Here is a 25604-nt window from a genome sequence, read left to right on the forward strand (position 1 = left end):
CAAAATGTCCTGCTGATGCAGCTAATGCGTCTGCTGGGCGTTTTTTTTTTTGAATATTACATACCCTATTAGTCTTTGTCTCTACTGGGTTATGACGAGCTAGTCGCATGCAACGAATGTATGAAGCCACCTTTGCGCTGGATTTGGAGGCAGAAGTGGCAATCCACAATCGCTGGCGGAATGGTCTGCTGTTTGACTTTTTTAATTTGCCTATAAAGATTCCTGAAGGGTCTTGGAAGAAGTGCTGTAATCAGCATAACGGGGAAGCACAATAGTGTAGTATATTCCTACAATAACGGTACAGACCCCAACTAATAAAAACAAGATTTCAATTGAAATAAATGAAGGAAAGCTAACAGCAATGAAACCTAATGTAAGAGACTGGGACAGCATCATTAACGGATTAATCAAACCTTGCACACGTCCCATCATTTGAGGATCTACAATACGAGGGAGCCATCCTCCTATACCAATGTTAATGAACGGAAGGATCAGTGCGATGAAAAAGTTGATAATCAGGAAAGCATAGATGTGGTTAACAAATCCAAGTATGCACATACCCATTCCGGCTACCAGAACTCCCGCTGCAATCATTTGGTGTAGTTTTAGCTTGGTAGAGATGAGAGAAGCGATTAGAGTACCAAGCAACACACCAGCCCCAAAAATAATACCCGTCCATACCATATACTGCTCATAGTTGCCTGGAGCTAGCTTGTATTTAAGAATAAACATCGGTAAAACGCTAAAACCACCATTTAAGATACCGAACATAAAAAAGCCTGAAACCAACCAAAGCAATAGTCTGTTGCGTAATATGTAAAGAAATCCTTGTTTAAAATCGATCATGACAAGTTTGAATTTTAATTGTTTAAATTGATGTGCCCCGTTCGGAAGGCGTACTTCCTTGGGGATTTTGCAGGAACGAATAAGCAGTGCAGACACAATAAAAGAAACAGCATCAATGAGGATGGCTCCAGTAATTCCAAAATGCCAGTAAACGACGGCCCCGAGAGTTCCTCCGAATAACATGAAAAGACTCCCCATCATTTGATTGAGGCCTGCGGCAATGGTGTAATCATCTTCGCTTAATATCCCCTGTATAATGGCACTTTCGGCTGGAAAGAAAAATTTGGAGGCAGCACTACGGATGAAGAGGAGGGCAAATATCAAAGGGATTGAATCGACCCAAATAAAAATAAGCAAACATAAGGATAAAAAAGCGCTGATCCAGTCACAATTAACAGCAATTTTTTGTCTATCCATCCGATCTGCCAGCACTCCAACCACGAGAAAAACTACCAGCATTGGGAGTGAATACATTAACTCGGCAAGCGTTGCATAATAAGGCTGATTTGTAAACCGTTTCAACAAATAAAACATGAATGCAGTAACCCCGATAATTCCTCCCATTTGTGAGGCGAAGGTTGCCAGAAAAAACCTGACATAATTCTTGTTTCTGAGTACTTGTTTTAGTCCAGTCACAGTTCCATCCCTTTCGCTTTCAAAGCGGTTTTTAGATGCCTAATTAAAATAATAGTGAAAAGTAGGAATATTGTACAGAAAAGTGACTTTAATGTCACTTTAAGTTGCCAGGTGTTTGATTCCTGACCCACAAATGAGTATCAGTCTCCAACTTTAATTAAGCTAAATCCTCGCCATTTGTAGCGATTAGTTTTTTATACTAGTCAAGCCTTTCTTCTTTTTGTGGAAAGGCTTCTTTTATTTGTCCGATATGTTGTCTGAAATAATCACCCGATTCATCTCATTTACGCATGGATATGTTGAGAAAAAGGAAATGCTCATAGCTAGAAAACTTTATACAATGGAAGAGGAATAAGAACTGTGAAATTCGACTTTTGATGCAGGATTTCATATAATGTGAGCATACTGTGAACAACTTAAACTGAAGACTTAAAAAATGAAAATGATTTCCGTCCAGCTATGAATTTCAAAATTTGACGGAGGGAACGAGATGACAATGGAAGAGAGCAGTAGACAGGTACCTTGGCAGGCGTATTACGGACCTAATTTAGGTTATGTGCAGGACCAGTATGAGAAGTATGTAGCGGACCCCGGAATGGTTGATCCGGCTTACCGCGAGCTGTTTGATCAATGGGGTGAGCCGCCACAATCCGAATACTCGGCTGCTTCCATGATAGACAACAAATTGCAAGGCCCCCCCACAAGTGCTTTGGGGCATCTTGATTCGAATACATTACAGAAAGCGGTTACAGCGGGCAAAATGGTATGGAATATCCGTGAATACGGACATTTAGCCGCCCAAATCGATCCGCTGGAACTGGATGCAGAGCAGGATACACGCTTGCTTAATCCAGCATCTTACGGTTTAACGGAACAAGACTTGAAGGCTTTTCCAGCCTCTTTAATATGGGATAACGCTCCTGCGGGAACACTTAACGGATGGGAAGCCATTCAACGGTTACGTGTAGCATACACAGGTCCGATTGCCTATGAATTTAGTCATATTCATAACGAGGAGGAACGACGCTGGCTGAACAGCTATGCAGAATCCGGTTGGTCCTCCAAGCCGCTCACCACACAGGAACGCAAGTCGTTGCTGGGCAGATTGGTAGAAGTAGAACAGTTCGAAGAGTTTTTGCATAAAACATTTGTCGGACAGAAACGTTTTTCCATTGAGGGTAATGATGTGCTTGTCCCTGTTCTCGACGAGATTATTCGTCTAACCACAAATGCAGGAGCAAGTCATGTCCTGATGGGTATGGCGCATCGCGGCCGTTTGAATGTACTGGCTCATGTGCTGGGCAAGCCTTACAGTAAAATTTTCTCTGAATTTCATCATTCACCGAATAAGGATTTAATCCCGTCGGAAGGTTCCACAGGAATTAACTACGGCTGGACTGGCGATGTAAAATATCATCTGGGTGCTGATCGTTTTGTAAAAGATGGAGGAGCAGTGCAGGCCCGTCTGACATTGGCGAATAACCCGAGTCACCTGGAATATGTGAATCCGGTGGTACAAGGATTTTCACGAGCTGCACAGGAAGACCGCAGTGAGGCTGGTTATCCGAAGCTGGATGTGAGCAAGGCAGCTACCATTATTATGCACGGTGATGCTGCTTTCCCAGGTGAAGGTATCGTGGCAGAATCACTTAATTTCACGAATTTGCGCGGCTTCCGCAATGGCGGTTCAGTTCATATTATTGTGAATAATCGTCTGGGTTTTACAACGGAAAGTGTCGATTCCCGTTCGACTCGTTATGCCAGTGATCTGGCTAAAGGCTATGAAATTCCAATTGTACATGTGAACGCGGATAATCCCGAAGCATGTATTGCAGCTGCTCGTATGGCTGGCGAATACCGCAATCGTTTCAAGAAGGATTTTCTGATTGATCTGATTGGTTACCGTCGTTATGGTCACAACGAATCTGATGACCCGGAAACAACACAACCGCTGGTATATCGTAAGGTGAAGAATCATCCGACGGTGAGTAAATTGTATGCTCAAAAGCTGATGAAGCAAGGGATTGTGGATGAAGCGTTTAGTGCCGGCCTCATTGAAAAGGTCCAAAACAGACTGAAGGAAGCGCATGAGCAGGTGAAGAATCAACCGGAACAAGAGCCGGAAATTACTCCTGTGAAGGCGAAAAAGAATCAGAATTCTGTGGTACGTACTGCAGTGGAATTGAAAAAACTGCGCCAAATCAATGAAAACTTACTCAAATGGCCACAGTCTTTTCACGTATATCCGAAGCTGGATCGAATTTTACAGCGTAGAAAAACCGCTCTGAACGAGGGTGAAAAGGTAGATTGGAGCTTGGCGGAGACGCTGGCTTTGGCCACCATTCTTGCAGACGGCAAGCCTATTCGTATGACAGGTCAGGATGCGGAGCGAGCTACATTTGCTCACCGTAACCTCGTGCTGCATGAGCCTGAAACAGGCCGTACACATTGCCCGTTGCATACATTGCCGGAAGCACGTGCTTCGTTCAGTATCCATAATAGTCCATTGTCTGAGGCATCTGTCCTCGGCTTTGAATACGGCTATAACGTGTATTCTCCTGAAACGTTAGTAATTTGGGAAGCACAATTCGGCGATTTTGCCAACTGTGCACAGGTTATTTTTGACCAATTCATTTCTGCAGGCCGTGCCAAATGGAAACAGAAATCGAGTCTGGTGATGCTGTTACCGCATGGTAGCGAAGGACAAGGACCAGAGCATACGAGCGCACGTCTGGAGCGTTTTCTCCAGTTGTCCGCTCAAAATAACTGGACTGTCGCTAATTTGAGCAGTGCCTCACAGTATTTCCATCTGCTGCGCCGTCAGGCGGCATTAAGCGAAAGTGAGGAAGCCCGCCCGCTGGTGATGATGTCGCCGAAGAGCCTGATTCGTAATAATCGTGTTGCTTCGCCTGCTTCTGAATTCAGCGAAGGAGCATTCCGTCCTGTGTTGGAACAGCCTGGTCTGGGTGCACGTCCAGATCGTGTAGAGCGCATTGTACTGTGCAGTGGCAAGATTGCCATTGATCTCGAAGAAGCATTGGAAAAGGATAAGAATGAGGCAGAAGAGCGTCTGCATATTATTCGTGTGGAGCAGTTATACCCTTTCCCGGAAGAGGAAATTCGAAATATTTTCGGCCGCTTCCCGCATGTTAAGGAGTTCGTATGGGCTCAGGAAGAACCTAAAAATATGGGAGCCTGGAGTTACATGGAACCTCGTCTGCGGAATGTTGTGCCACAGGGAGCGGAAATTCGTTACGCAGGCAGACCAGATCGTTCAAGCCCGGCCAGCGGTTATCAGCAAGTACACAGCCTAGAACAACAGCGAATTATTCAATCGGCGTTGAAGCAGGATTCCAAAAACAATATTACACTGGGGAGGTAGCGGCTGTGAGCGATATTATAGTGCCGGCAATGGGAGAATCCATCACGGAAGGAACAATCTCCAAATGGCTTGTGAAGGAAGGGGATTCCGTAGGACAGGGAGATGTTCTGCTGGAGTTGGAAACCGATAAGGTCAATCTGGAAATTAGTGCGGAAGAAGCAGGTGTGGTGCAGAAAATCCTTCGTCAGGAGGGAGACACTGTGGTTATCGGTGAAGCTGTTGGTCTGATCGGAAGCGGCAGTGGTAGTGCGGATTCAACCGTTGCTGGAGAAGTTGCAGCGACTCAAGCGCCTGAAGCACCGTCCATAGCGACTTCACCGTCTTCCGTAGGGGGCGGCGTTAAAGCAGAAGAAAAGTCTGCACCGCCTATTTCATCGAATAGCGACGGAAATGGTCAGACGGCATCACCATCTGCCCGGAAGTTGGCGCGTGAGCGCGGGATTGATCTTGACCAGGTACAGGGAAAGGACCCGCTCGGACGTGTGTTCCAGGAGGACGTAAAAACGCATAACAGCGCTGAAGTATCACGTGCAGCATCTATACCTGCGTCTCCCGCTACTAGCAAGCCTGCGCCTCCGTCTCCAGCTCAAACGGAGTACAGCAAGCCTGTGGAACGCCAGCGCATGTCTCGACGCAGAGCGACGATCGCTAAGCGTCTTGTTGAAGCACAGCAGACAGCTGCCATGCTGACCACTTTTAATGAAGTAGATATGACCGCCATTCTCGATGTGCGTAAACGCCGTAAAGATAAGTTTAAGGAAAAACACGATGTAGGCTTGGGCTTTATGTCCTTCTTTACAAAGGCAGTGGTTGGTGCTCTCAAGCGCTTCCCTACCGTGAATGCTGAAATTAATGGCGATGATATCGTACTGAAAAAATACTATGATATTGGGATTGCTGTATCTGCCAAGGAAGGTTTGGTTGTGCCAGTTGTGCGGGATGCCGATCGTCTTGGCTTTGCTGAGATCGAGAAGAGCATTGCAGATTTGGCTGGCAAAGCACGCTCCAATTCGCTTTCTCTAGCCGACTTGCAAGGAGGAACTTTTACCATAACCAATGGAGGTATTTTCGGTTCCCTGCTGTCTACGCCAATTCTCAATACGCCGCAAGTGGGGATTTTGGGAATGCATAAAATCCAACTTCGCCCGATTGCCATCGACGAGGAACGAATGGAAAATCGTCCGATGATGTATATCGCGTTGTCCTATGATCACCGGATTATTGATGGTAGTGAGGCGGTTCGTTTCTTGGTAACGGTCAAAGAATTGCTGGAAGATCCGGAATCATTGTTACTGGAAGGATAAAATAAATTAAATTAAATTAAATTAGGTAAGTGTATCTCCTCTTTACGTGTATGACAAAAGCAGACTCTTGCGAGTCTGCTTTTTTTCCTGCATAGTTATCACATAAGGCAACTGATATTACAGGCAGTAGATGTAGAGAAGGGAGGGAACTGTTTTGGACAAAGACTTGCGCTATCCGATAGGATCATTCGTTGTTCCAGACACCATTACAGAAGAACAGCTTATTGCATGGATTCACGACATTGCTGAATTGCCTGCACAGCTGCGTCAGGCGGTCGAAGGACTGAATGACCAGCAGCTAAATAAGCCTTATCGCGAAGGAGGCTGGACGATTCGGCAGGTAGTTCATCATGTGGCAGACAGCCATATGAACAGCTACATCCGTTTTAAGCTGGCGCTGACGGAGGATACACCGACGATCAAGCCATATGATGAGGGACGTTGGGCTGAAATACCAGACGCCAGGGAGCTTCCACTGGAGCCCTCGTTGCAATTGCTGGAAGGGCTGCATGAACGGTGGGTGACCGTGTTGCGATCGTTGGGAGAGGATCAGCTACACCGATCGTTTATTCATCCTGAATCAGGCCAGACGATCCGCCTGGAACGAAACATCGGCATCTATGCCTGGCATGGCAAACATCACACAGCCCATATTACTTCCCTGAGAGAACGAAATGCATGGTGATTTTTAAAACTATACCCAAATGAAATATAAAGGAATAAAAAAGAAACCTTCAATCCCACTTTAATCGTGGTTTTAAAGGTTTCTTTTCTTATTTCCTCACAAGGCTTATGACTTGGGCGAGGTTGATTGTTCAGGTGTGTCGGAGGCTCCAGACAATGTGGAAACAGAGGTCACCCCTGTATTAACATGACGATCGAGCCAGTCTACGATGTCACTCATCACCTCGTCGCGGTTTGTTTCATGAAGCATCTCATGGCGACCGTCAGGATAGAGTCGATACTCTATGTCCTGAAGCTCTAGGCTTCGATACATTTCCACTAGTGACAACACGCCTTTACCGAACAAACCCACTGGATCACGATCTCCGGCAAAAATATAAACTGGCAGCTTGGGATTGATGTGTTTCAGCGAGGAAGGCCAGTGGATTTCTTGCAATAGCCTGAAAAAATCCAGAAAAAAGCCTGTTGTGCAAATAGCTCCACATAATGGGTCGTGCACGAACTGATCTACTTCCTCAGGATCACGGGACAGCCAGTCGAATGCTGTGCGCACCGGACGAAAGGCACGATTAAAGCCTCCAAAGACCATAGCGTTGAGCAACATACTGCGATGATCCATTCCTTGCAGTTTGGCTTGCAGTAGAGCAACTTGCTCACCGAGTTTTAGAAGACCACGTCTTCCGTTGGTTCCCGATAAAATAAACCCATGATACGTCTGCCGATCATCATACATAATTTTCTGGGTTAAAAAGGACCCCATGCTGTGACCCAGCAAAAAACGAGACTGTTCAGGGAATTCCTTAGCCACAATTTCGCCTAGCTCCAGCATGCCATTTGCCATTCGATTAAACGCATTAGCTCCCGGCATACCCAGCTTATCAGGATCACCAGCCGTGCGCCCGTGACCGATATGATCGTTGGCATACACACCATAACCGCAAGCAGTAAGCTTTTCGGCCAGTCGAATGTAGCGATAGGACGTCTCGCACATACCATGCGAAATTTGAACAATCCCCTTAATGGGCAAATTCTGATCAGGCAGCCAGCGGTAGGCAAAAAGCTCTGTTCCGTCATTTTCAGCGATGGTGAAGGTGTATTCCCGCATAATTAGACATCACATCCTTTAAGCCTTAAGGAAGATAAGATCTAAGTACGGTCATTCCGTCATTCAGCGTGTAACCGCTCAGGTTAGCGGGCAACAGGAAGCAATCTCCAGCTTTACAGGAAAGAGACTCGGTATTATTGTTCCATGTTATGGTCCCACTGCCTTCACAAATCACGAGAATGGTGAAGCTGTCTTCCGTTGTAGAAAGTGCCCAACTTCCATCTACGATACCCTTTTCCACAACAAAATACTCACAGGCTGCCAGCTGGAGCCATTTTCCAGGCTGTAAGCCGTCCGTTTTCATCGTTGTTGCGCCTGCACCTTCGTAGGAGGTTACATTGAGGGAATCCTCGATATGCAACTCACGAGGCTTGCCGTCCAGTCCGGGGCGATTATAGTCATATAATCGATAGGTAGTATCCGAATTTTGCTGGATTTCAGCAACGACAACGCCTGCACACAGTGCATGTACGGTTCCAGCGGGGATGAAGAATGTATCGCCTGCTTCGACTGGAACCTGGCGCAAACTGCCGAGGATGTCGCCACTTTCAAGAGCTGTACGCAGACTCTCGCGGGTTACACCTTCGGTCAGACCATAAATAATCTTGGCATCCGGCTTGGCATCAAGCACGTACCACATTTCAGTTTTTCCTAATTCTCCGGCTGGAAGTCCTTTGTAATCATCTGTCGGATGTACCTGAACGGATAAGTCATCATTACAATCCAGTAGTTTGATCAAAAGTGGGAATCGTCCGCCTTTTTCTGATACACCCTTGGCCCCGAGCCAATCTTGCCCGTAGGTCTCGCGGATTTCATCCAGTCCTTTGCCTGCCAGTTCACCATTGATGACCGTTGTTGTTCCGTTTGGATGATCGGCAATCATCCATCCTTCCCCGATATGTCCTTCTGGTGGGGTTAGACCAAATTGCTCTAAGGCCCGTCCTCCCCAAACTCTCTCTTTGAACTCAGGTTGAAATTGCAGCGGGTATGGCTTTAGCATAATTTCTCTCCTCCATAATGAGTAAATGAGTGTGACCTAACAGAATAGGGAAATCAATAACGTGCCGCTGGGGCAATAAACTGGGATGAATAGCGCTCAAACGAGCTAAAAAAATGATATATGTAAGGCGGCTAAAAAAGCCGCTCATAACCTGAGTTTAAAATCCGACATTATTTCTTTTCAACTGCCACTACGTAAGGCGAAGCGGCTCGTTGTAATTGACGATAAATAATGCTTTGACCGCTGGAGACCGGGAGAGCAGAAGCCCATTGAAGAACGGCATCTGCTTCTTCACTGCCTCCAGCATGCCCTGGATAGAGTACAGCAGTCAGAATGCCGCGTGGTCGCAGCAATTGCAAGGCAGCATCAAGTGCGATGAGCGTGCTGTCTGTATGCGTTATAACAGTAGGATCGGCGTTTTCGGACGGCAAGTAGCCGAGGTTAAACATGACCGCAGCGACTTTGCCATGCAGCATGTCTGGAACGGCCTCCCGCATTTGCTCATGACCTTGTAGTAGTAGCGATACTTCTGCTAATGAAGGTGAAGCGTTTTCTTCCAGTCGACGACGGGCGCAATGCAGTGCTTCTTGCTGGATATCAAAGCCATAGACACGACCCCGTTTGCCAGCAGCTTTTGCTAGAAACAACGTATCTGCTCCTGTGCCGACGGTAGCGTCTATAGCAGTATCGCCTGGCTGCACCCGCGTAGCCACCAATTGATGAGCGTAGCTCAGGACGGATAGGAATCCCATTTAAGGTTGCCTCCAGTATTTTCCCTGCCACGTTTCGCGTGACTTCAGTTCATGATCAATGGCATTGAGCACTTCCCATTTTTTAAGCGACCACATGGGTCCAACTAGCAAATCGCGCGGGGCATCTCCGGTTAACCGATGAACGATCATTTCGGGAGGTAAAAACTCCAGCGTATCAACAATCAGCTTCACGTATTCGTCCTTTTCCAGAAAGCGTAGCAATCCCGCTTCATACTGCTTGACCATAGGCGTTTTGCGCATGAGATGCAGCAGGTGGATTTTGATGCCCTGCACATCCATAGCCGCTACTGCACGTCCTGTATCAAGCATCATTTCATGCGTCTCTTGGGGCAGACCATAAATAATGTGGGCGCACACGCGGATATTCCGCTTGCGTAGCTTTTCCACCGCCTCCAGATAGCATTGAGTATCATGAGCGCGGTTAATCAGCTCTGAGGTCGATTCATGGACGGTTTGCAGACCCATTTCGACCCACAGGTACGTGCGTTCGTTTAGTTCGGCAAGGTAATCCACTACATCGTCAGGCAGGCAATCAGGACGTGTAGCGATGGACAGACCGATAACGCCGGGCTGCTCCAGAATTACCTCAAAGTATTCTCGCAGTTCCTCAACCGGGGCATACGTATTCGTGTAGGCTTGGAAATAGCCAATATATTTGGCGTTTGGCCATTTTAGATGCTGCCGATCCCGAATCGTATTAAACTGGGTGACCAGATCATCACGGCGACGCCCGGCAAAATCACCCGATCCCCGTGCGCTACAAAAGGTGCAACCCCCTTTAGCGATGGAGCCATCGCGATTCGGACAGGTAAAACCCGCATCCAGCATGACTTTGAACACTTTATTTTGAAATTGCTCACGCATTTCGTAATTCCAAGTGTGGAACCGTTTATCTCCCCACAGGAGAGGAGCAGGCAATAAATCTGTTTTCATGGGTATACTCCTTTTTTTACGATCACCTTATTGTAACAAAAATTAGTCTTCATTGGGAATCATTTGACCGAACAAGTCAATAAAATGTGCGGATTTCATGGTGTTTCGGATTGAAAAATGTTACACAATATGTTATATTGTAAGCGGTACCAGACATACAATAAAAGGACTGTTTTCGATCCTGAAGATAAAAGTTATCCGTTGCTAATGATTATTCTTCAGGGAGGCAGCTATGCTGTTTCTATCGCCTGTTTTAGGGTAAGTGCACGTCGGTTCCATCACAAATAACCCGTGAGGTGATCTTTTATGAATGCGCAGGATAAGACGCGTATGGATAAAGTTACTGTTGAGTTAACCTTTGATGAGGCGTTGGCATTGACTGGTGTCCGTTTTGGGCAGGATCGTCAGATTGGAACGACCGCACGTCAAAAAATCAGAGCGGCTTGCCAAAAGACAATTGATTTTTCACCTGCTGATAGGGTAGACTATGAACAATTAAATTAGTTGGACCCCAATCCAAATATATTGAAAAAGGAATTTCATTTCCGTATCTTCAAGCGGGGGTGAAATTCCTTTTTCCTTGATAACAGAGTATATGGAGGAGTAACATGCGTTTACGCGGAAGAAAAGGAATACGGGAAAGTCTGGAAGAACAGCAGGACCTAGTCATCTTGGAGCCGGCACAGTATAAGGGGAAATGGCAACAGCTTTTTGGTAATGATCGTCCCATTCATGTAGAGTTCGGTATGGGTAAAGGGCAATTTATAAGCCAAATGAGCTTCCGGAATCCGGAGGTTAACTATATTGGCTTTGATATGTATGATGAGCTGGTTCGCCGTGCAACAGAAAAGTCTCGTCTGGCCTGGAGTAATTCAGAGGTTGATACGCCGCCTAATATTAAATTGGCACTGGCAAACATTGAACAGATCGAGAATGTTTTTGAACCAGAAGAAATTGAACGCATTTATCTGAATTTTAGTGATCCCTGGCCTAAAGCCAAGCATGCACGTCGTCGTTTGACGCATCCGCGTTTTTTGGACAAGTACCGTCAGCTTTTGAACAGCAAAGGACAAATTCATTTTAAGACTGATTCGGAGACACTGTTTGAGTTTTCTTTGAATTCGTTTGCCGATAGCGGTTTACAAATGACGAATATTTCGTTAAACCTTCATCGTGAGGGGATCAACGAGGAGCATGTCATGACGGAATATGAACAAAAGTTCATGGGCAAGGGTATGAATATTCATCGAGTCGAGGTGCTGATCGGCAAAGATGCTTTGGAAGAGTACGGAAAAACACGCCTTGAAAAGTACGGGAAATAAAAAATAGATCAAATGGATAAAATGAGACAGGGTGCTTCCTTTTAGGAAAGCACCCTGTTCGGTTCCAGTATATCCAAAATACTCTGTGCGCTCTGAAGAGGATAATATCGCGCCACATTGTGGACGTGCTCCTGTCGCTTGCGGACGATTTCTGGAAAATCGTGTAGCAATCGGTTCATCCATTTAACGACAACATCCAGCGAACTAATCGGTTCTCCGTAGCCTTGAGCCGTAAAGTATTGACAATTTTCCTCCTCCTGTCCAGGGAGAGGTTTGTGAAACAGCATCGGAATCCCTTTGGCCAATCCCTCGGTGCATGTCATTCCGCCGGGTTTGGTGATGAGCAGATTCGATACCTCCATTAATTTGTCGATTTCCCGTGTAAATCCGAAGATATGAATATTTGGATGATTAAACCTGGGATCTAATTGCATTTTACGACGAATTTTATCATTATGCCCCAAACAAAAAATAAACTGAATGTTTTCTCTCCACTGAGTAAGCGAACGATGTATGACTTCGTCATTCATAAGGCCCCAGCCGCCACCCATAACGAGTACGGTCGGGATGGGTTTAAGTCCAAATTGTTCTCTAATTTCATCGTGCCCAGGATGTTCCCAAAAATTTGGATGAACGGGAATGCCGGTCACCTGGATTTTCGAGACGGGTACTCCGCGTGCTCGCAGCTTACGCATGACTTCAGGCGTAGATACAAAGTACCGGTCAACCTCGGGACTAATCCATGTTCCATGTGCATCGTAGTCTGTAATAACAGTACAAAGCGGAACATGTAAACCTAAGCGCTTCAAACGTGAAATTACCGCGCTTGGGATGGGATGAGTACATACCACCAAATCGGGACGAAGCTGCCGGAGAATGTTTCGGGTCTGCGTGTAGAACAGACGGTGCAAAGCGAGCGTTGTAAGACGGTTTAATGATTTTTTGTACTGATGACGGTAAACCAATCCGACTAGACGAGGCTGCGATACGACAGTCTTCTTGTATGCTGTAATAATAAGGGGGGCCATTCTTGGATTCAAAAAACTCCCCAGCTCCAGCACTCTTGTCTGCACATTCGGAGAAAGCTTCCGCAAACTGCTTGAGAGCGCGTAGGCAGCTTGAGTATGTCCGGCACCGAAACCTTCCGATAATAATAACACTCGTTTTTTAGCCACTCTCATTTCACCTGTTCCTGCTGGGATGTTCTCAATCATACCATATCGGCTTTAAGGCCAGAATGCAACCGTTCCTATTGCTGCAGACGTTCCGATCACGGCTCCTGCAAGTACATCCGTTGGGTAGTGGAGACCTAGATAAATCCGAGAAAAACCTACAATTGTTGCTACAGGCAACAGCAGCAGTGTTAGCATCGGTGACTGTAGCATAAAAGGCACGGCAGCTGAAAAAATAGCGGTCGTGTGCCCTGAGGGAAAAGAATGGTCCGACAAGGGATTGCGGAATGTATTTGTACCTGGTAGCGCTAAATACGGGCGAATCCGCGGGTACAGCTTTTTAACGATAGCTACGGGGATGTGACTGACCCCGAGAGCGATGGCTCCCTTCATACCGGAATCTTTCCACGGGTTCGGAGCGAGCCACCAAATAAGGAGTGTGGAGGCTATAGTAAAGGTAGCCCCGCCTAAATGTGTGAGATAATAAAGCCAGAAGTTCAAAAAACGGTTGTGTAAGCGTCCGTTGATCCATTTGAACAACTGCTGCTCTAGACTTACAAGTTTTACGACTAGACGTTGCATTTGGTTTCCTCCGGTTGCCGGTTCAGGTCAGTCGGCAAATATTTTGAGTCATTTTGACATAATCAGACCATAAGTAATTATTCTCTTGCTCTCATCATATTTTTAAACGCTGTTCATTTCAAGAATCACTAAAGATTCATAACTTACTTGGTTCAATTCTACACAAAAATGTTAATGGAATATAAGCCGTATTGTATAACTTTCTTTGCGTTCATCCGTCTAATAAGATAGAGTGTTTAGAAGTGGTTGCTAATTGGCCCACAAAAAGGAGGGACCAAAGAAATAAAAAGTTAGCAAATGGATGAAAATAAGACCTAAACGTCATGAATGAGAAGTGCAGCGCTGCATTCCCGGTTTAAACGGGAGTTTGTTGTGTTTTTTTGCTGCTGAGACCGGTTTAAGGGCTTTGACAAAAGATTGAAAACCAACGAAAATCGTAATGGCGTTCCTGTGTCAGCCAAAAGGGGGCTGCGCACAGCCAATGAAGAAAGCAAGGGTCGGGTCACAAACTACAGAAAAGGCGCGCAAAGCGCCGCAACTTGCGCTACACAGATAGAAAACAAACAAACGCAAGATTTTAAGGGGTATAAAAAGGGGGTAACAAGAGATCATGTTAGACGCTATTTTTGTGACGCTCCAGGTCATACTGGCGGTGATCGCAGTCTATCAGTTTGCATTCTCCTTGTTCGGATTGGTTCGCAAGAAAAGGAAAGGGCACGCGGCTCCAGAAAAATCATTTGCCATTTTAGTCGCTGCCCACAATGAAGAACAGGTTGTCGGAGCATTGATGGAAAATTTGAAGCAACTTGATTATCCGAAGGAACTTTACGATGTGTTCGTAATCTGTGATAACTGCACAGATAAGACTGCGGACATCGTTCGCGCTCACGGCATGAATGCTTGTGAACGTACGAATCCGAATCTGCGTGGTAAAGGCTACGCTATTGAGTGGATGCTCAAGGAATTATGGGCTATGCCACGCCAATATGATGCCATTGTCATGTTTGATGCTGACAATTTGGCGCATACCAATTTCTTGAGTGAAATGAATAATGATCTGTGTACAGGGGCCCGTGTTATCCAGGGGTACATTGATACTAAGAATCCTGAGGATTCTTGGATTACAGCGGCATACGGGGTATCTTATTGGTACATCAACCGTTTGTGGCAGCTGTCACGTCACAATCTGAACATGGCTAATTTCCTCGGTGGTACAGGCATGTGCTTTGAAACAAATCTGCTTAAGGAAATGGGCTGGGGTGCGACAAGTCTCGTAGAAGATTTGGAATTCACCATGCGCTGCACGCAGCGCAACGTATATCCAAGATTTAATTACGATGCCAAGGTATATGATGAAAAGCCGTTGACATTCAAGGCCTCGTCAAGACAGCGTCTGCGCTGGATGCAAGGTCACTTCACGGTCGCTCGTCGTTATTTCTTCCCGTTGCTGTGGCAAAGTATCAAGCATAGAAGCCTGATCAAATTCGATATGGCTCTTTATGGTCTGAACGTGTATATCGTACTGCTCACCTTCTTGATGACAGTAGCTATGTGGATAGATATCGCCTTCTTTGGTGGACCTAATATCGAGAACATCTATGTACAGTTACCAGCTTGGACCGGTGTTATAGCTATTGGTCTGAATGTTGCTACTTTTGTGCTCGCAATGATTTTGGAAAAGGTCACATTCAAAAAAGTATATCTGTACTTATTGCTGTTCCCGGTCTATGCGATATCGTGGTATCCGATTACGGTCTATGCGTTCTTTACACAGAACAATAAGCAATGGAGTCATACCCAGCATACGCGTGTCGTTCGCTTGGAAGAGGTTCAGAGTAAGCAAGGTTAATTGGACGGTGAAATAGTACTGAAGATCGGTGTCATCAACTTTTATAAAAGTATTGACACCTCGATTGCATCGTGATAAGATACTCGAGTATGTTAATTGAAAAGTATGGATTAACAAGTAGAAGGTCCGACTTCTCACCTGCCCGGTATTGCCGGCTGGTCATGATCCAATGATTTGTGAATTGAACTTTCATGATGAATTGAGTATCAGACAGGGATGTCGGCTGTGTAGTCGTCATCCCTTTTTTGTGCTTAAACACAATACAACAATAACAGGTTCTGGAGGTGGAGGGTTATTAGTAAGGAACATATGATCAATGATGAGATTCGAGTGAGAGAAGTACGTCTAGTTGGTGCGAACGGTGAACAAATCGGGATTAAACCGACGCGTGAAGCTTTGCAAATGGCGATTGACGCAAACTTGGATCTCGTGAACGTGGCGCCTCAAGCGAAGCCGCCCGTGTGTCGGATTATGGATTACGGAAAATTCCGCTATGAGCAACAGAAGAAAGAAAAGGAAGCCCGTAAAAACCAGAAGATCGTTGACATCAAAGAGGTATGGTTCCGTTCCAACATCGAGGAACATGACTACCAAACCAAGTTTCGCAATGTGGTGAAGTTCCTGAATGAAGGGGACAAGGTGAAATGCTCCGTTCGTTTCCGCGGTCGTGAAATTACTCATGCTAACGTGGGTCAAAAAATTCTCGAACGTGTGAAATTGGAAGTTGCTGATCTTTGTACCGTGGAGCGCCAACCCAAGCTCGAAGGACGCAGCATGATTATGATATTGGCTCCAAAGAGTCAATGACAAATTAAGGAGGAAGTTCAATGCCTAAAATGAAAACACATAGCAGCCTTAAAGGCCGCTTCAAAATTACCGGTACTGGTAAAGTAATGCGTTACAAAGCTTACAAAAACCACTTGCTTTCCCACAAATCCAAACGTGCAAAACGCGTTCTTGGTACTAACCCTGAGATGGCACCTGGGGACGTTAAGCGCCTGAAACAAGGTCTTGCTAACCTGAAATAGCACAGCACAGCACGGCAATGAATGAAGTATAAACATTATTTGGGAGGTCATTTGATATGGCAAGAGTAAAGGGCGGATTCGTCGTTCGTCGTCGTCATAAAAAAGTATTGAAGCTTGCTAAAGGTTATTTTGGTTCCAAACACCGCATTTTTAAAACAGCTAACGAGCAGGTAATGAAATCGCTTGTTTACGCATACCGTGACCGTCGTCAGACGAAACGTAACTTCCGCAGACTGTGGATCGTGCGTATCAACGCAGCAGCTCGTTTGAACGGTTTGTCTTACAGCAAATTGATGCACGGCCTGAAATTGGCTGGTGTGGACATTAACCGCAAAATCTTGGCTGATCTTGCAGTCAATGATATTAATGCATTCAACTCTTTGGCAACTGTTGCTAAAGGCAAAATCAACGCTTAATTATTAATAATGAAGGCGTGGAAACCGCGAAAGTGGTAAAGAGGTATCCCAAGCAGTACGCTGTGTAGGGATGCCTTTTTTTGTACATACTCAATGTTACGGAAAAGACTTTGTTTTCTCCAAAATACGAATAAATATGACGTGAGATGGAAGAATGTATGTTTTTTTTAAGTTTGTAGCGCTTACATTGTTGGGATTTTAAAAAAAATTGACCCAAGGTTATTAATTGTCTAGATTTTAGCCGATCATAATTGTATAATCTCTAAAGTAAGTCTTCTGTACGATCTGTCTCGTCAGTAAATGACATGCATGAGCATGTACATGTTCAAAGAAAAGAGACAGTCCAGGGATCTAACACTAAGGGGGAACAGTATCAGCATGAAGAAAATGTTCAGTATGTCTTTGGTTATGCTGCTGGCGATCTCGGTCATTCTCGCAGGCTGCGGTAACAAAAATCAAGGTGCGTCCAACGCAAATGGTGGAGACACAGGTGGTTCTGCCAAAACATCGAATGTCCAAATCGGCATGGTTACAGATGTGGGTGGAGTAAACGACAAATCGTTTAACCAATCTGCTTGGGAGGCACTACAAGCCACTGAGAAAGAATCAGGCGTTAAAGTTAAATACCTGCAAAGTAAATCCGATCAGGATTATATTCCTAACCTGAACCAATTTGTTAAGGGTGATTTTAACCTGACTTGGGGAATCGGTTTTAATCTGGCGAATGCCATTGGACAAGTAGCGAAAGACAACCCGAGCAAGAATTTGGCGATCATTGACAGTGTCGTGGATGCGCCTAACGTAAAATCGGTTGTTTTTGCTGAAAATGAAGGTTCCTTCTTGGTGGGGGTTGTAGCTGGTAAGCTTACCAAAACAAACAAAATTGGTTTTGTGGGTGGACAAGACAGCCCGTTGATCAAACGTTTTGAAAAAGGATTCGAAGCAGGAATTAAAGCTGTAAATCCAAATGCAAAATTGGAAGTTAACTACACAGGTGCATTTGATAAGCCGGATCTGGGTAAAGCAGCGGCTGCGACGATCTATAACAGCGGTGCGGATATTATTTTCCATGCAGCTGGCGGATCTGGTACAGGTGTATTTAACGAAGCACTCGCACGTAAGCAACAAGGTCAGCAAGTATGGGTTATTGGCGTGGATAAAGACCAATCGCTTGAATTTGGTGACGACGTAACATTGACTTCGATGGTAAAACGTGTAGATGAAGCTGTAAAACGCGTTTCTAAAGAAGTAATTGACGGTAAATTTAAGGGCGGTGTCGAAACACTGGCTCTGAAGGATAATGGTATTGGTTTGGCAGACACATCAACGAAAAACGTTCCTAAAGACGTGCTTGATATTGTAGAACAATACAAGCAAAAAATTATTAAGGGCGAAATTAAAGTTCCTTCGAAATAAGTTTTGGTTTGAAGCATATAGAGGTGGCGACAAGGCTGGTTCATAAGACTAGCCTTGTTCTTACGTCTGGAGTTATATGGATTATAACGGGCAAAATCAGCTCATTGGAGCACATACTATAAAGTGTATAAGGGTGATCTCATGGATGCAGCGACCCCCGTCGTTGAGTTAAAGCAAATTACAAAACGATTCCCCGGCATCGTTGCCAACGACTCCATCAGCATCAAGCTGCATAAGGGAGAAATTCATGCCCTTTTGGGTGAGAATGGCGCGGGTAAATCTACGCTTATGAATATTCTTTTCGGACTGTATCAGCCGGATGAAGGGACCATTGAAATCGGAGGTAAACTCGTACAGATTGATAGTCCAAATAAGGCGATTGATCTGGGGATTGGCATGGTGCATCAGCATTTTAAACTCGTACAGCCGTTTACCGTTACCGAAAATATTGTCCTGGGCTCGGAGCCACGTAAGGGTCTGAAAATCAATTATAAAAAGGCTGCCGCAGAAGTACAGCGGTTGTCTGAGCAGTACGGCCTTCAGGTAAATCCGAATGCCAAAATTGAGGATATATCTGTGGGTATGCAGCAACGTGTAGAAATTATTAAAACGCTCTATCGTGGTGCAGATATTCTGATTTTCGATGAGCCTACAGCTGTACTGACACCACAGGAGATCACTGAGTTGCTGGACATTATGAAACGTTTGGTGGCTGAAGGCAAATCAATTATTCTTATTACTCATAAACTTAAAGAAATCATGCAAATTGCAGATACCGTTACGATCATTCGCCGAGGTCAGGTTATTGATACGGTCAAGACTTCTGAAACAACACCAAATGAGCTGGCTGAGAAAATGGTGGGCCGTCGTGTGTCCTTTAAAGTGGACAAGCAGCTTGCGCAACCAGGACAAACGGTTCTGGAAATGAACAATGTAATTTCTAAAAACAAGGATGGTATTCATGTTCTAAATGAGTTGAACCTGCAGGTCAAGGCAGGCGAGATTTTGGGGATTGCCGGAGTAGATGGTAATGGACAGAGTGAGCTGATCGAAGCTTTGACAGGCTTACGCAAGGTGGATGGCGGGAGCATTCGTTTGCTCGGACAAGAGGTGGCCAATCAGTCACCACGCAAAATTTCAGAGGCAGGCGTTTCACATATACCAGAGGACCGTCATAAGCATGGGTTGGTGCTCGATTTTTCTATGAGTGAAAATATGGTGCTGGAGACGTATTACCAGGCGCCTTACAGTAAAAATGGCTTCTTGAACAAAGATGCTATAGAGAAACAGGCTAAAAGTCTTATCGAAAAGTTTGATGTAAGAACACCGGATATTCACACGAAGGCAAGAGCATTATCTGGTGGGAACCAGCAGAAGGCTATCATTGCGCGTGAAATTGATAAAAATCCTGATCTTCTCATTGCAGCACAGCCTACACGCGGTCTGGATGTTGGAGCTATTGAATTTGTCCAGAAACAACTGATTGCGCAGCGGGACCAAGGTAAAGCTGTGTTGCTCATATCTTTTGAACTGGACGAGATTATGAATGTATCCGACCGAATTGCTGTCATCTATGAGGGCAAGATTGTCGGGGAAGTGCTACCAGAAGAAACGAATGACCAGGAACTGGGACTGATGATGGCAGGAAGTGCAGTGAAGAAAGGAGTAGAGAATGGCTAATCTATTGAAAATATTCACAAAAGACTCCTTTGTACTGGCGCTGGTCTCTATTATTTTGGGTCTCCTTCTGGGTGCTATTGTGATGCTGATTGGCGGGTATGACCCTATTGTGGCCTATTCTGCTTTGTTTAGCCGTGTATACGGAGATTCCTACAACTTTGGAGAGGCTATCCGTGAGATGACTCCGCTGATTTTAACGGGGTTGGCATTTGCTTTTGCGGCTCGCGCCGGATTGTTTAACATCGGCGGCGAAGGTCAGTTTCTGGTAGGTATGACAGCTGCTTCGATTGTGGGCATTAAACTTCACGGACTGCCAGCTATCATTCATGCACCGCTAGCTGTGATTGCAGGCGCAGTTTTCGGAGGCCTGTGGGCTGCGATTGCTGGCTATTTGAAGGCCAAACGAGGCGTGAATGAAGTTATTACATGTATTATGATGAACTGGATCGGCCTGTATTTGGCTAATTTGGTGATCAATCAGTTCGCACTTATGGAAGGTGAAAATCGTTCTGTGGATATTCAGCCTTCTGCTTCAATTTCCATCGAATGGCTGTCCCAGATGATGGGGAATGCTCGGGTACATTGGGGCACGGTTATTGCTGTGCTGGCAGCAGTCTTTTTCTACATTTTCATGTGGAAAACAAAGCAGGGCTATGAGCTGCGGGCTGTCGGATTTAATCAGGATGCATCCCGTTATGCAGGTATGAATGTAAATCGTAATATTATAAAAGCGATGTTCATTAGTGGAGTTTTTGCCGGATTGGCAGGCGCCTTTGAAGTGCTGGGAGTATTCCATTATCAATCTGTCATGGCAGGATCACCGGGAACGGGTTTTGACGGTATCGCTGTAGCTCTGATTGGGATGAATAATCCATTCGGTGTGCTGCTTGGTTCTGTTTTGTTCGGAACGCTTACGTATGGTTCTGCGGGGATGAGCTTTAGCGCAGATGTACCGCCCGAAATTATCCGGGTTGTCATTGGCTCGATTATTTTCTTCATTGCGGCCCAAGGTATTGTACGTTGGGTTGTGAAGCCGCTCTACTCCAAGCGGAAGAAAGAGAAGGTGTTGTAAAATGAGTTGGTTAACACTTGGTGAATTAATCCATACAACGCTCGTTTTTGCGACGGCGATTATTTTTGCGTCTCTCGGCGGAGTTTTTTCAGAAAAATCCGGTGTGACGAACCTCGGGTTGGAAGGACTTATGGTATTTGGAGCGTTTGCAGCGGGTGTTGGCGGATTTTATGCCGAGCAAGCTGGACTAGGAGGCACCTCTGCGGCTTGGGTAGGTGTGTTGTCAGCTGCGGTGTTCGGTACTTTGGTTTCGCTAATTCATGCTGTAGCCTCTATTACCTTTAAAGCTGATCAGGTAATAAGTGGTATAGTTATTAACTTTCTGGCAGCAGGTAGTACACTGTATATGGTCAAGCTTTTATTTGAGGGTGATGGTGACACCGGTCGGATTCAGGGTTTCAACGAAATATCCATCCCTTACCTTGTGGATATCCCGATTGCAGGAAAAGCCTTTTTCCAAGCCTACCCGACAACATATTTAGCCATTCTATTAGTTATTATTGGCTATTTTACTTTGTATAAAACACCGTTTGGCTTACGTTTGCGTTCCGTTGGGGAGCATCCAGGAGCGGCCGATACAGTGGGAATTAAAGTAAATCGCCTTCGTTATATTGGTGTGATGATTAGTGGGGCGTTGGCTGGGATTGGTGGAGCTACAATCACGCTGACTACAACCAACATGTTCTCGCACAATACAGTTTCGGGGCAGGGATATATTGCTATTGCCGCTATGATTTTTGGTAAATGGAATCCGCTCGGCGCTTTTGGCGCAGCAGTGTTTTTTGGTTTTTCACAAGCCATTCGCAACTATGTGCAGCTGTTCGCATGGTCGCAAAGTATTCCCCAGGAAATTATTTTTATGTTGCCATATCTCCTGACGATTATTGTACTGGTAGCGGCTGTCGGACGTTCACGCGCTCCGGCTGCTTTGGGTCAACTTTATGATCCAAGCAAGCGTTAAACTTATAAACAGCTGATGCTGTATGTTTTGCAAAATGTACATGGGTGTATAAAAAATCTGGTATCTGCATATGCAGGTACCAGATTTTTTTATATTGTGCAGGCATTTAAACATACGCTACTGGCATGAATGGAATAGACTGTGCTATGCAGATTGGACGGGACGCTCGGCCCCTATCAGCTCCGGTCTATTTTGTGGTGGTGATGAGCTATCAAGGAGCCGTTCAATCTGTCCATCCGTTGAGAAGAAGGAGGAAATACGATGAAACAGGCAGTAACCAGAAAGCAGGTGGAGAAGCTTGTCGGCAAAGTCATCTTTGCTACTCGCAAGGATGGTTCCCAGGTCAGCGGCAAGCTGATTCGCATTTCGGGTAACCGACTGGTTCTTCAACCAAACCGCAAGAAAAAAGTAAACACGAAGGCAATTATTCCTCTGGTGCTGTTTGACTTGCTTGCCATCGGCACAGCTCCGTACATTGGTGCCTATGGTGGGGGATATGGTGGCTACGGTCCGGGCTATGGAGGACCAGGATATGGTCCGCAGCCAGGCCCGTATACAGACGGGGGATACCCCGGGGTAGGATATCCGTATTACCCTAATTTATTTTAGTCATACAAAATCTTGAGCCCGAAAAAGATACTTTTTACAGTAACTTTTCGAGTTCGTGGCATCGGCTCAGAGCTACGTATCGCAGCATTTGATATTGATGACGCAGATAAAAGTGGATCCCCCTGATATTGTCTTCGTCCACCATCACTTTAGCCCGCTTGCAGCGACGCAGTCGTCCGTAGTGTTCGGCATGCTCAAGCAGTCTTTTTCCGTATCGCATACCTTGATGAGCCGAAGAGATTGCGATCAAATCAATGTATAATAGTTCGCCATGCAGCATAACATGAATGAAGCCAACAACCTGTGCATTATCCGGTCTGCAAGCTACAAAAGTGATGCCCCGGTTTAAGCGCCGGGGTAATTCTTTACGTATTTGTTCCATTTCTTGGGCACTTAAATGCGATAGGGGGACAAGCTCTTGCTCGATTAGACGAAAGATGATGTTGTCATCTTGAGAGCTGCGTTTTCGAATCATAAACGGGCCTCCTTTTCTACCCTTTTAACAAGATAAGACGTGGCTTTGGAGGAGTGCACTGTCTCACCGTGTGGTCTTTTTTATAATATGCGGGTACCTCTTACAAGCGTGCGACTCGGAGGTGCTTCAGAAAAGAAACATAAATTTTTATGAAATATGGGTATTGACTATCCCAGATGGGAGACATATAATGTGTCTAAACATTTGAAAGAATGACATGAACTCAACGGCAATGAAGAGGACGAAGTGATTAGGGCTCTTTTGTTCAGAGAGTGAGGCATTAGCTGCAAGCTTCACCAAAATCCCTTTTTAACGAGCTCACCTTGGAGCTGTTTTTCTGAAAAGTATTTGGGCCCGATGATATTAACGGTGCGCTGAATCACCTATTAGGGAAAATCGTACGGTCTACGTTACAGACGCCAGATATGGAGATCCTTTGTGATTTCTGTACCTGCCAAGGTTCGATATTGCGAAATATCGGGCAAATACGGGTGGTACCACGGAAGCTACAGCCTTTCGTCCCTCAGTAACAGCAAGTCTGTTCTAGGGATGAAAGGTTTTTTTGTTTTTACAAATGTCAGATGTATGTAAATTTTGTAAAGGAGGATGACCAATGAGTGCACAAATTCCTGAAGTTAGGTCAACCAATGAATTACGTGAAAAGTGGATGAAGCCTGAAGTGATTACAGGTTCGGAAATTTTACTCCGTAGCCTGTTGCTGGAGGGGGTAGATTGTGTCTTCGGATATCCTGGTGGTGCAGTGCTTTATATCTATGATGCCATGTATGGCTTTAAGGATTTCAAGCATGTCCTCACTCGTCACGAACAAGGAGCTATTCATGCGGCAGATGGTTATGCACGGGCGAGCGGTAAAGTGGGCGTCTGTATCGCGACTTCCGGACCTGGAGCGACAAACCTGGTAACTGGTATTGCGACGGCTTTTATGGATTCGGTGCCGTTAGTGGTCATCACAGGTAACGTTGTATCTTCCCTGATCGGTACGGATGCTTTCCAGGAAGCCGATATCACGGGAATTACAATGCCGATTACGAAACACAGCTATCTGGTAAGAGATGTAGAGGATCTACCGCGAATCATCCATGAGGCATTTCATATTGCCAACACAGGGCGCAAGGGACCGGTACTGATTGATATTCCAAAGGATATTTCTGCAGCCCAGACGTTGTTTGTCCCACAAACGGAACCTGTGACCATGCGGGGTTATAACCCGAAAGTGTTGCCCAACAAAATTCAACTAGACAAGCTAACTCAAGCTATTTCCGAAGCAGAACGTCCATTCATTCTGGCAGGTGGAGGAGTTGTATACTCCGGTGGACATGAAGCACTTTACGAGTTTGTTCGTAAAACGGAAATTCCTATTACGACAACATTGCTCGGATTGGGTGGTTTCCCAAGCGGACATGAACTGTGGACGGGGATGCCGGGGATGCATGGAACATACACCTCCAATCAGGCGATTCAACAGTCAGATCTGTTGATCTGTATCGGAGCCCGCTTCGATGATCGGGTAACAGGCAAGTTGGATGGGTTTGCTCCTCAAGCTAAAATCGTTCACATTGATATCGATCCTGCTGAAATTGGAAAAAATGTTGCAGCGGATATTCCTATCGTGGGTGACGTGAAGGCAGTGTTGGAATTGCTGAATCAGGATGTGAAACGTGCGGACCTGGCAGATGCATGGAGGGCGCAAATTCAGCATTGGAAGAATGAGAAACCTTATTCTTATAAGGATTCTGAAACGGTGCTTAAACCACAATGGGTTGTTGAGTTGTTGGATGAAACGACCAAGGGCGGCGCAATCGTAACGACAGACGTGGGACAGCATCAAATGTGGGCAGCGCAGTATTACAAATTCAATCAGCCACGCTCATGGGTCACCTCTGGTGGACTCGGTACGATGGGATTTGGTTTCCCTTCTGCAATCGGTGCTCAAATGGCCAATCCCGACAGATTGGTAATATCGATTAACGGGGACGGCGGTATGCAGATGTGTTCGCAGGAATTAGCCATCTGTGCAATCAATAACATTCCGGTTAAAATCGTAATTATCAACAACCAGGTGCTTGGAATGGTTCGCCAATGGCAGGAATTGATCTATAACAATCGGTATAGTCACATTGACCTGGCGGGAAGTCCGGATTTTGTGAAACTTGCCGAAGCATACGGTGTCAAAGGACTGCGTGCTACGAATAAGGAAGAGGCACGTCGGGCTTGGCAGGAGGCGCTTGATACACCCGGACCGGTCGTTGTCGAGTTTGTAGTCAGCAAGGAAGAGAATGTATATCCGATGGTGACGCAAGGTTCGACAATTGATCAAATGCTGATGGGGGACGAGTAA

General features: G+C 45.6%; 23 protein-coding genes. 15 read left to right on the forward strand and 8 right to left on the reverse strand.

Annotation, left to right across the window (positions count from 1 at the left end; genetic code table 11):
• Positions 1-210: 210 nt before the first annotated feature.
• The gene (locus NSQ68_RS07270) at positions 211-1482 is read right to left on the reverse strand and encodes an MFS transporter (RefSeq protein WP_342428436.1); all 1272 of its coding nucleotides are present in this window, start codon (positions 1480-1482) and stop codon (positions 211-213) included.
• Positions 1483-1972: 490 nt separating this feature from the next.
• On the opposite strand from NSQ68_RS07270, the gene NSQ68_RS07275 reads away from it, so the two are divergent.
• From NSQ68_RS07275 to NSQ68_RS07285, 3 genes are all read left to right on the forward strand, one after another.
• Positions 1973-4864 (forward strand): 2-oxoglutarate dehydrogenase E1 component, encoded by a 2892-nt coding sequence (locus NSQ68_RS07275; RefSeq protein WP_342428437.1) that lies wholly within the window; start codon positions 1973-1975, stop codon positions 4862-4864.
• Positions 4865-4869: 5 nt separating this feature from the next.
• Entirely contained in the window at positions 4870-6168 is a 1299-nt protein-coding gene (odhB, locus tag NSQ68_RS07280) for a 2-oxoglutarate dehydrogenase complex dihydrolipoyllysine-residue succinyltransferase (RefSeq protein ID WP_342428438.1), read from the forward strand.
• Between the two features lie 154 nt (positions 6169-6322).
• Entirely contained in the window at positions 6323-6853 is a 531-nt protein-coding gene (locus NSQ68_RS07285) for a YfiT family bacillithiol transferase (protein ID WP_342428439.1), read from the forward strand.
• A 105-nt stretch (positions 6854-6958) separates the two neighbouring features.
• Here NSQ68_RS07285 and NSQ68_RS07290 read toward each other — a convergent pair whose 3' ends face one another.
• The 4 genes from NSQ68_RS07290 to NSQ68_RS07305 form a co-directional block, all read right to left on the reverse strand.
• Entirely contained in the window at positions 6959-7957 is a 999-nt protein-coding gene (locus NSQ68_RS07290) for an alpha/beta fold hydrolase (RefSeq protein WP_342428440.1), read from the reverse strand.
• 25 nt (positions 7958-7982) lie between these two features.
• Entirely contained in the window at positions 7983-8957 is a 975-nt protein-coding gene (locus tag NSQ68_RS07295; protein ID WP_069012853.1) for a type I phosphomannose isomerase catalytic subunit, read from the reverse strand.
• A gap of 170 nt (positions 8958-9127) precedes the next feature.
• The gene (locus NSQ68_RS07300) at positions 9128-9709 is read right to left on the reverse strand and encodes a class I SAM-dependent methyltransferase (protein ID WP_342428441.1); all 582 of its coding nucleotides are present in this window, start codon (positions 9707-9709) and stop codon (positions 9128-9130) included.
• Positions 9710-10663, reverse strand: coding sequence for a TIGR01212 family radical SAM protein (locus NSQ68_RS07305; protein ID WP_342428442.1), 954 nt, complete (start codon positions 10661-10663; stop codon positions 9710-9712).
• Positions 10664-10969: 306 nt separating this feature from the next.
• Between NSQ68_RS07305 and NSQ68_RS07310 the strand changes: the two genes are divergently transcribed.
• Both NSQ68_RS07310 and trmB read left to right on the forward strand, forming a co-directional pair.
• Positions 10970-11167, forward strand: coding sequence for a hypothetical protein (locus NSQ68_RS07310; RefSeq protein WP_203055902.1), 198 nt, complete (start codon positions 10970-10972; stop codon positions 11165-11167).
• 104 nt (positions 11168-11271) lie between these two features.
• Positions 11272-11985, forward strand: coding sequence for a tRNA (guanosine(46)-N7)-methyltransferase TrmB (gene trmB / locus NSQ68_RS07315; protein WP_203055901.1), 714 nt, complete (start codon positions 11272-11274; stop codon positions 11983-11985).
• Between the two features lie 41 nt (positions 11986-12026).
• Here the strand turns inward: trmB and NSQ68_RS07320 are convergent, their stop codons facing one another.
• Both NSQ68_RS07320 and NSQ68_RS07325 read right to left on the reverse strand, forming a co-directional pair.
• Positions 12027-13166 (reverse strand): glycosyltransferase, encoded by a 1140-nt coding sequence (locus tag NSQ68_RS07320; protein WP_203055920.1) that lies wholly within the window; start codon positions 13164-13166, stop codon positions 12027-12029.
• A 45-nt stretch (positions 13167-13211) separates the two neighbouring features.
• Positions 13212-13739: a phosphatase PAP2 family protein gene (locus NSQ68_RS07325; protein ID WP_203055900.1), complete on the reverse strand. Its 528-nt coding sequence runs from the start codon at positions 13737-13739 to the stop codon at positions 13212-13214.
• Positions 13740-14349: 610 nt separating this feature from the next.
• Between NSQ68_RS07325 and NSQ68_RS07330 the strand changes: the two genes are divergently transcribed.
• The 9 genes from NSQ68_RS07330 (at position 14350) to NSQ68_RS07370 (ending at position 22770) form a co-directional block, all read left to right on the forward strand.
• Positions 14350-15588, forward strand: a complete 1239-nt coding sequence (locus NSQ68_RS07330) for a glycosyltransferase family 2 protein (RefSeq protein ID WP_203055899.1) — start codon at positions 14350-14352, stop codon at positions 15586-15588.
• A 309-nt stretch (positions 15589-15897) separates the two neighbouring features.
• Positions 15898-16395, forward strand: a complete 498-nt coding sequence (gene infC / locus NSQ68_RS07335; protein ID WP_010349250.1) for a translation initiation factor IF-3 — start codon at positions 15898-15900, stop codon at positions 16393-16395.
• Between the two features lie 20 nt (positions 16396-16415).
• A complete protein-coding gene (gene rpmI / locus NSQ68_RS07340) occupies positions 16416-16616 on the forward strand; it encodes a 50S ribosomal protein L35 (RefSeq protein WP_013309379.1) in 201 nt (66 codons plus the stop codon).
• A gap of 56 nt (positions 16617-16672) precedes the next feature.
• Positions 16673-17032, forward strand: coding sequence for a 50S ribosomal protein L20 (gene rplT, locus NSQ68_RS07345; protein ID WP_007429517.1), 360 nt, complete (start codon positions 16673-16675; stop codon positions 17030-17032).
• Positions 17033-17410: 378 nt separating this feature from the next.
• The gene (locus tag NSQ68_RS07350) at positions 17411-18448 is read left to right on the forward strand and encodes a BMP family ABC transporter substrate-binding protein (RefSeq protein ID WP_203055898.1); all 1038 of its coding nucleotides are present in this window, start codon (positions 17411-17413) and stop codon (positions 18446-18448) included.
• 141 nt (positions 18449-18589) lie between these two features.
• Positions 18590-20128, forward strand: a complete 1539-nt coding sequence (locus NSQ68_RS07355; RefSeq protein WP_342428443.1) for an ABC transporter ATP-binding protein — start codon at positions 18590-18592, stop codon at positions 20126-20128.
• Positions 20121-21200 carry an ABC transporter permease gene (locus NSQ68_RS07360; protein WP_069012850.1) on the forward strand — a complete coding sequence of 360 codons (1080 nt, stop codon included), beginning with the start codon at positions 20121-20123 and terminating at the stop codon, positions 21198-21200. The genes NSQ68_RS07355 and NSQ68_RS07360 overlap by 8 nt, the downstream gene beginning before the upstream one ends.
• A 1-nt stretch (position 21201) precedes the next feature.
• A complete protein-coding gene (locus NSQ68_RS07365; protein ID WP_342428444.1) occupies positions 21202-22161 on the forward strand; it encodes an ABC transporter permease in 960 nt (319 codons plus the stop codon).
• Positions 22162-22422: 261 nt separating this feature from the next.
• The gene (locus NSQ68_RS07370; RefSeq protein WP_023987757.1) at positions 22423-22770 is read left to right on the forward strand and encodes a hypothetical protein; all 348 of its coding nucleotides are present in this window, start codon (positions 22423-22425) and stop codon (positions 22768-22770) included.
• Positions 22771-22804: 34 nt separating this feature from the next.
• Here NSQ68_RS07370 and NSQ68_RS07375 read toward each other — a convergent pair whose 3' ends face one another.
• Positions 22805-23245, reverse strand: a complete 441-nt coding sequence (locus NSQ68_RS07375; RefSeq protein WP_342428445.1) for a GNAT family N-acetyltransferase — start codon at positions 23243-23245, stop codon at positions 22805-22807.
• A gap of 613 nt (positions 23246-23858) precedes the next feature.
• Here NSQ68_RS07375 and ilvB point away from each other — a divergent pair.
• The gene (gene ilvB, locus NSQ68_RS07380; RefSeq protein WP_029516475.1) at positions 23859-25604 is read left to right on the forward strand and encodes a biosynthetic-type acetolactate synthase large subunit; all 1746 of its coding nucleotides are present in this window, start codon (positions 23859-23861) and stop codon (positions 25602-25604) included.

The organism is Paenibacillus sp. FSL L8-0158, assembly GCF_038592965.1.
Taxonomy (GTDB): Bacteria; Bacillota; Bacilli; order Paenibacillales; family Paenibacillaceae; genus Paenibacillus; species Paenibacillus polymyxa_D.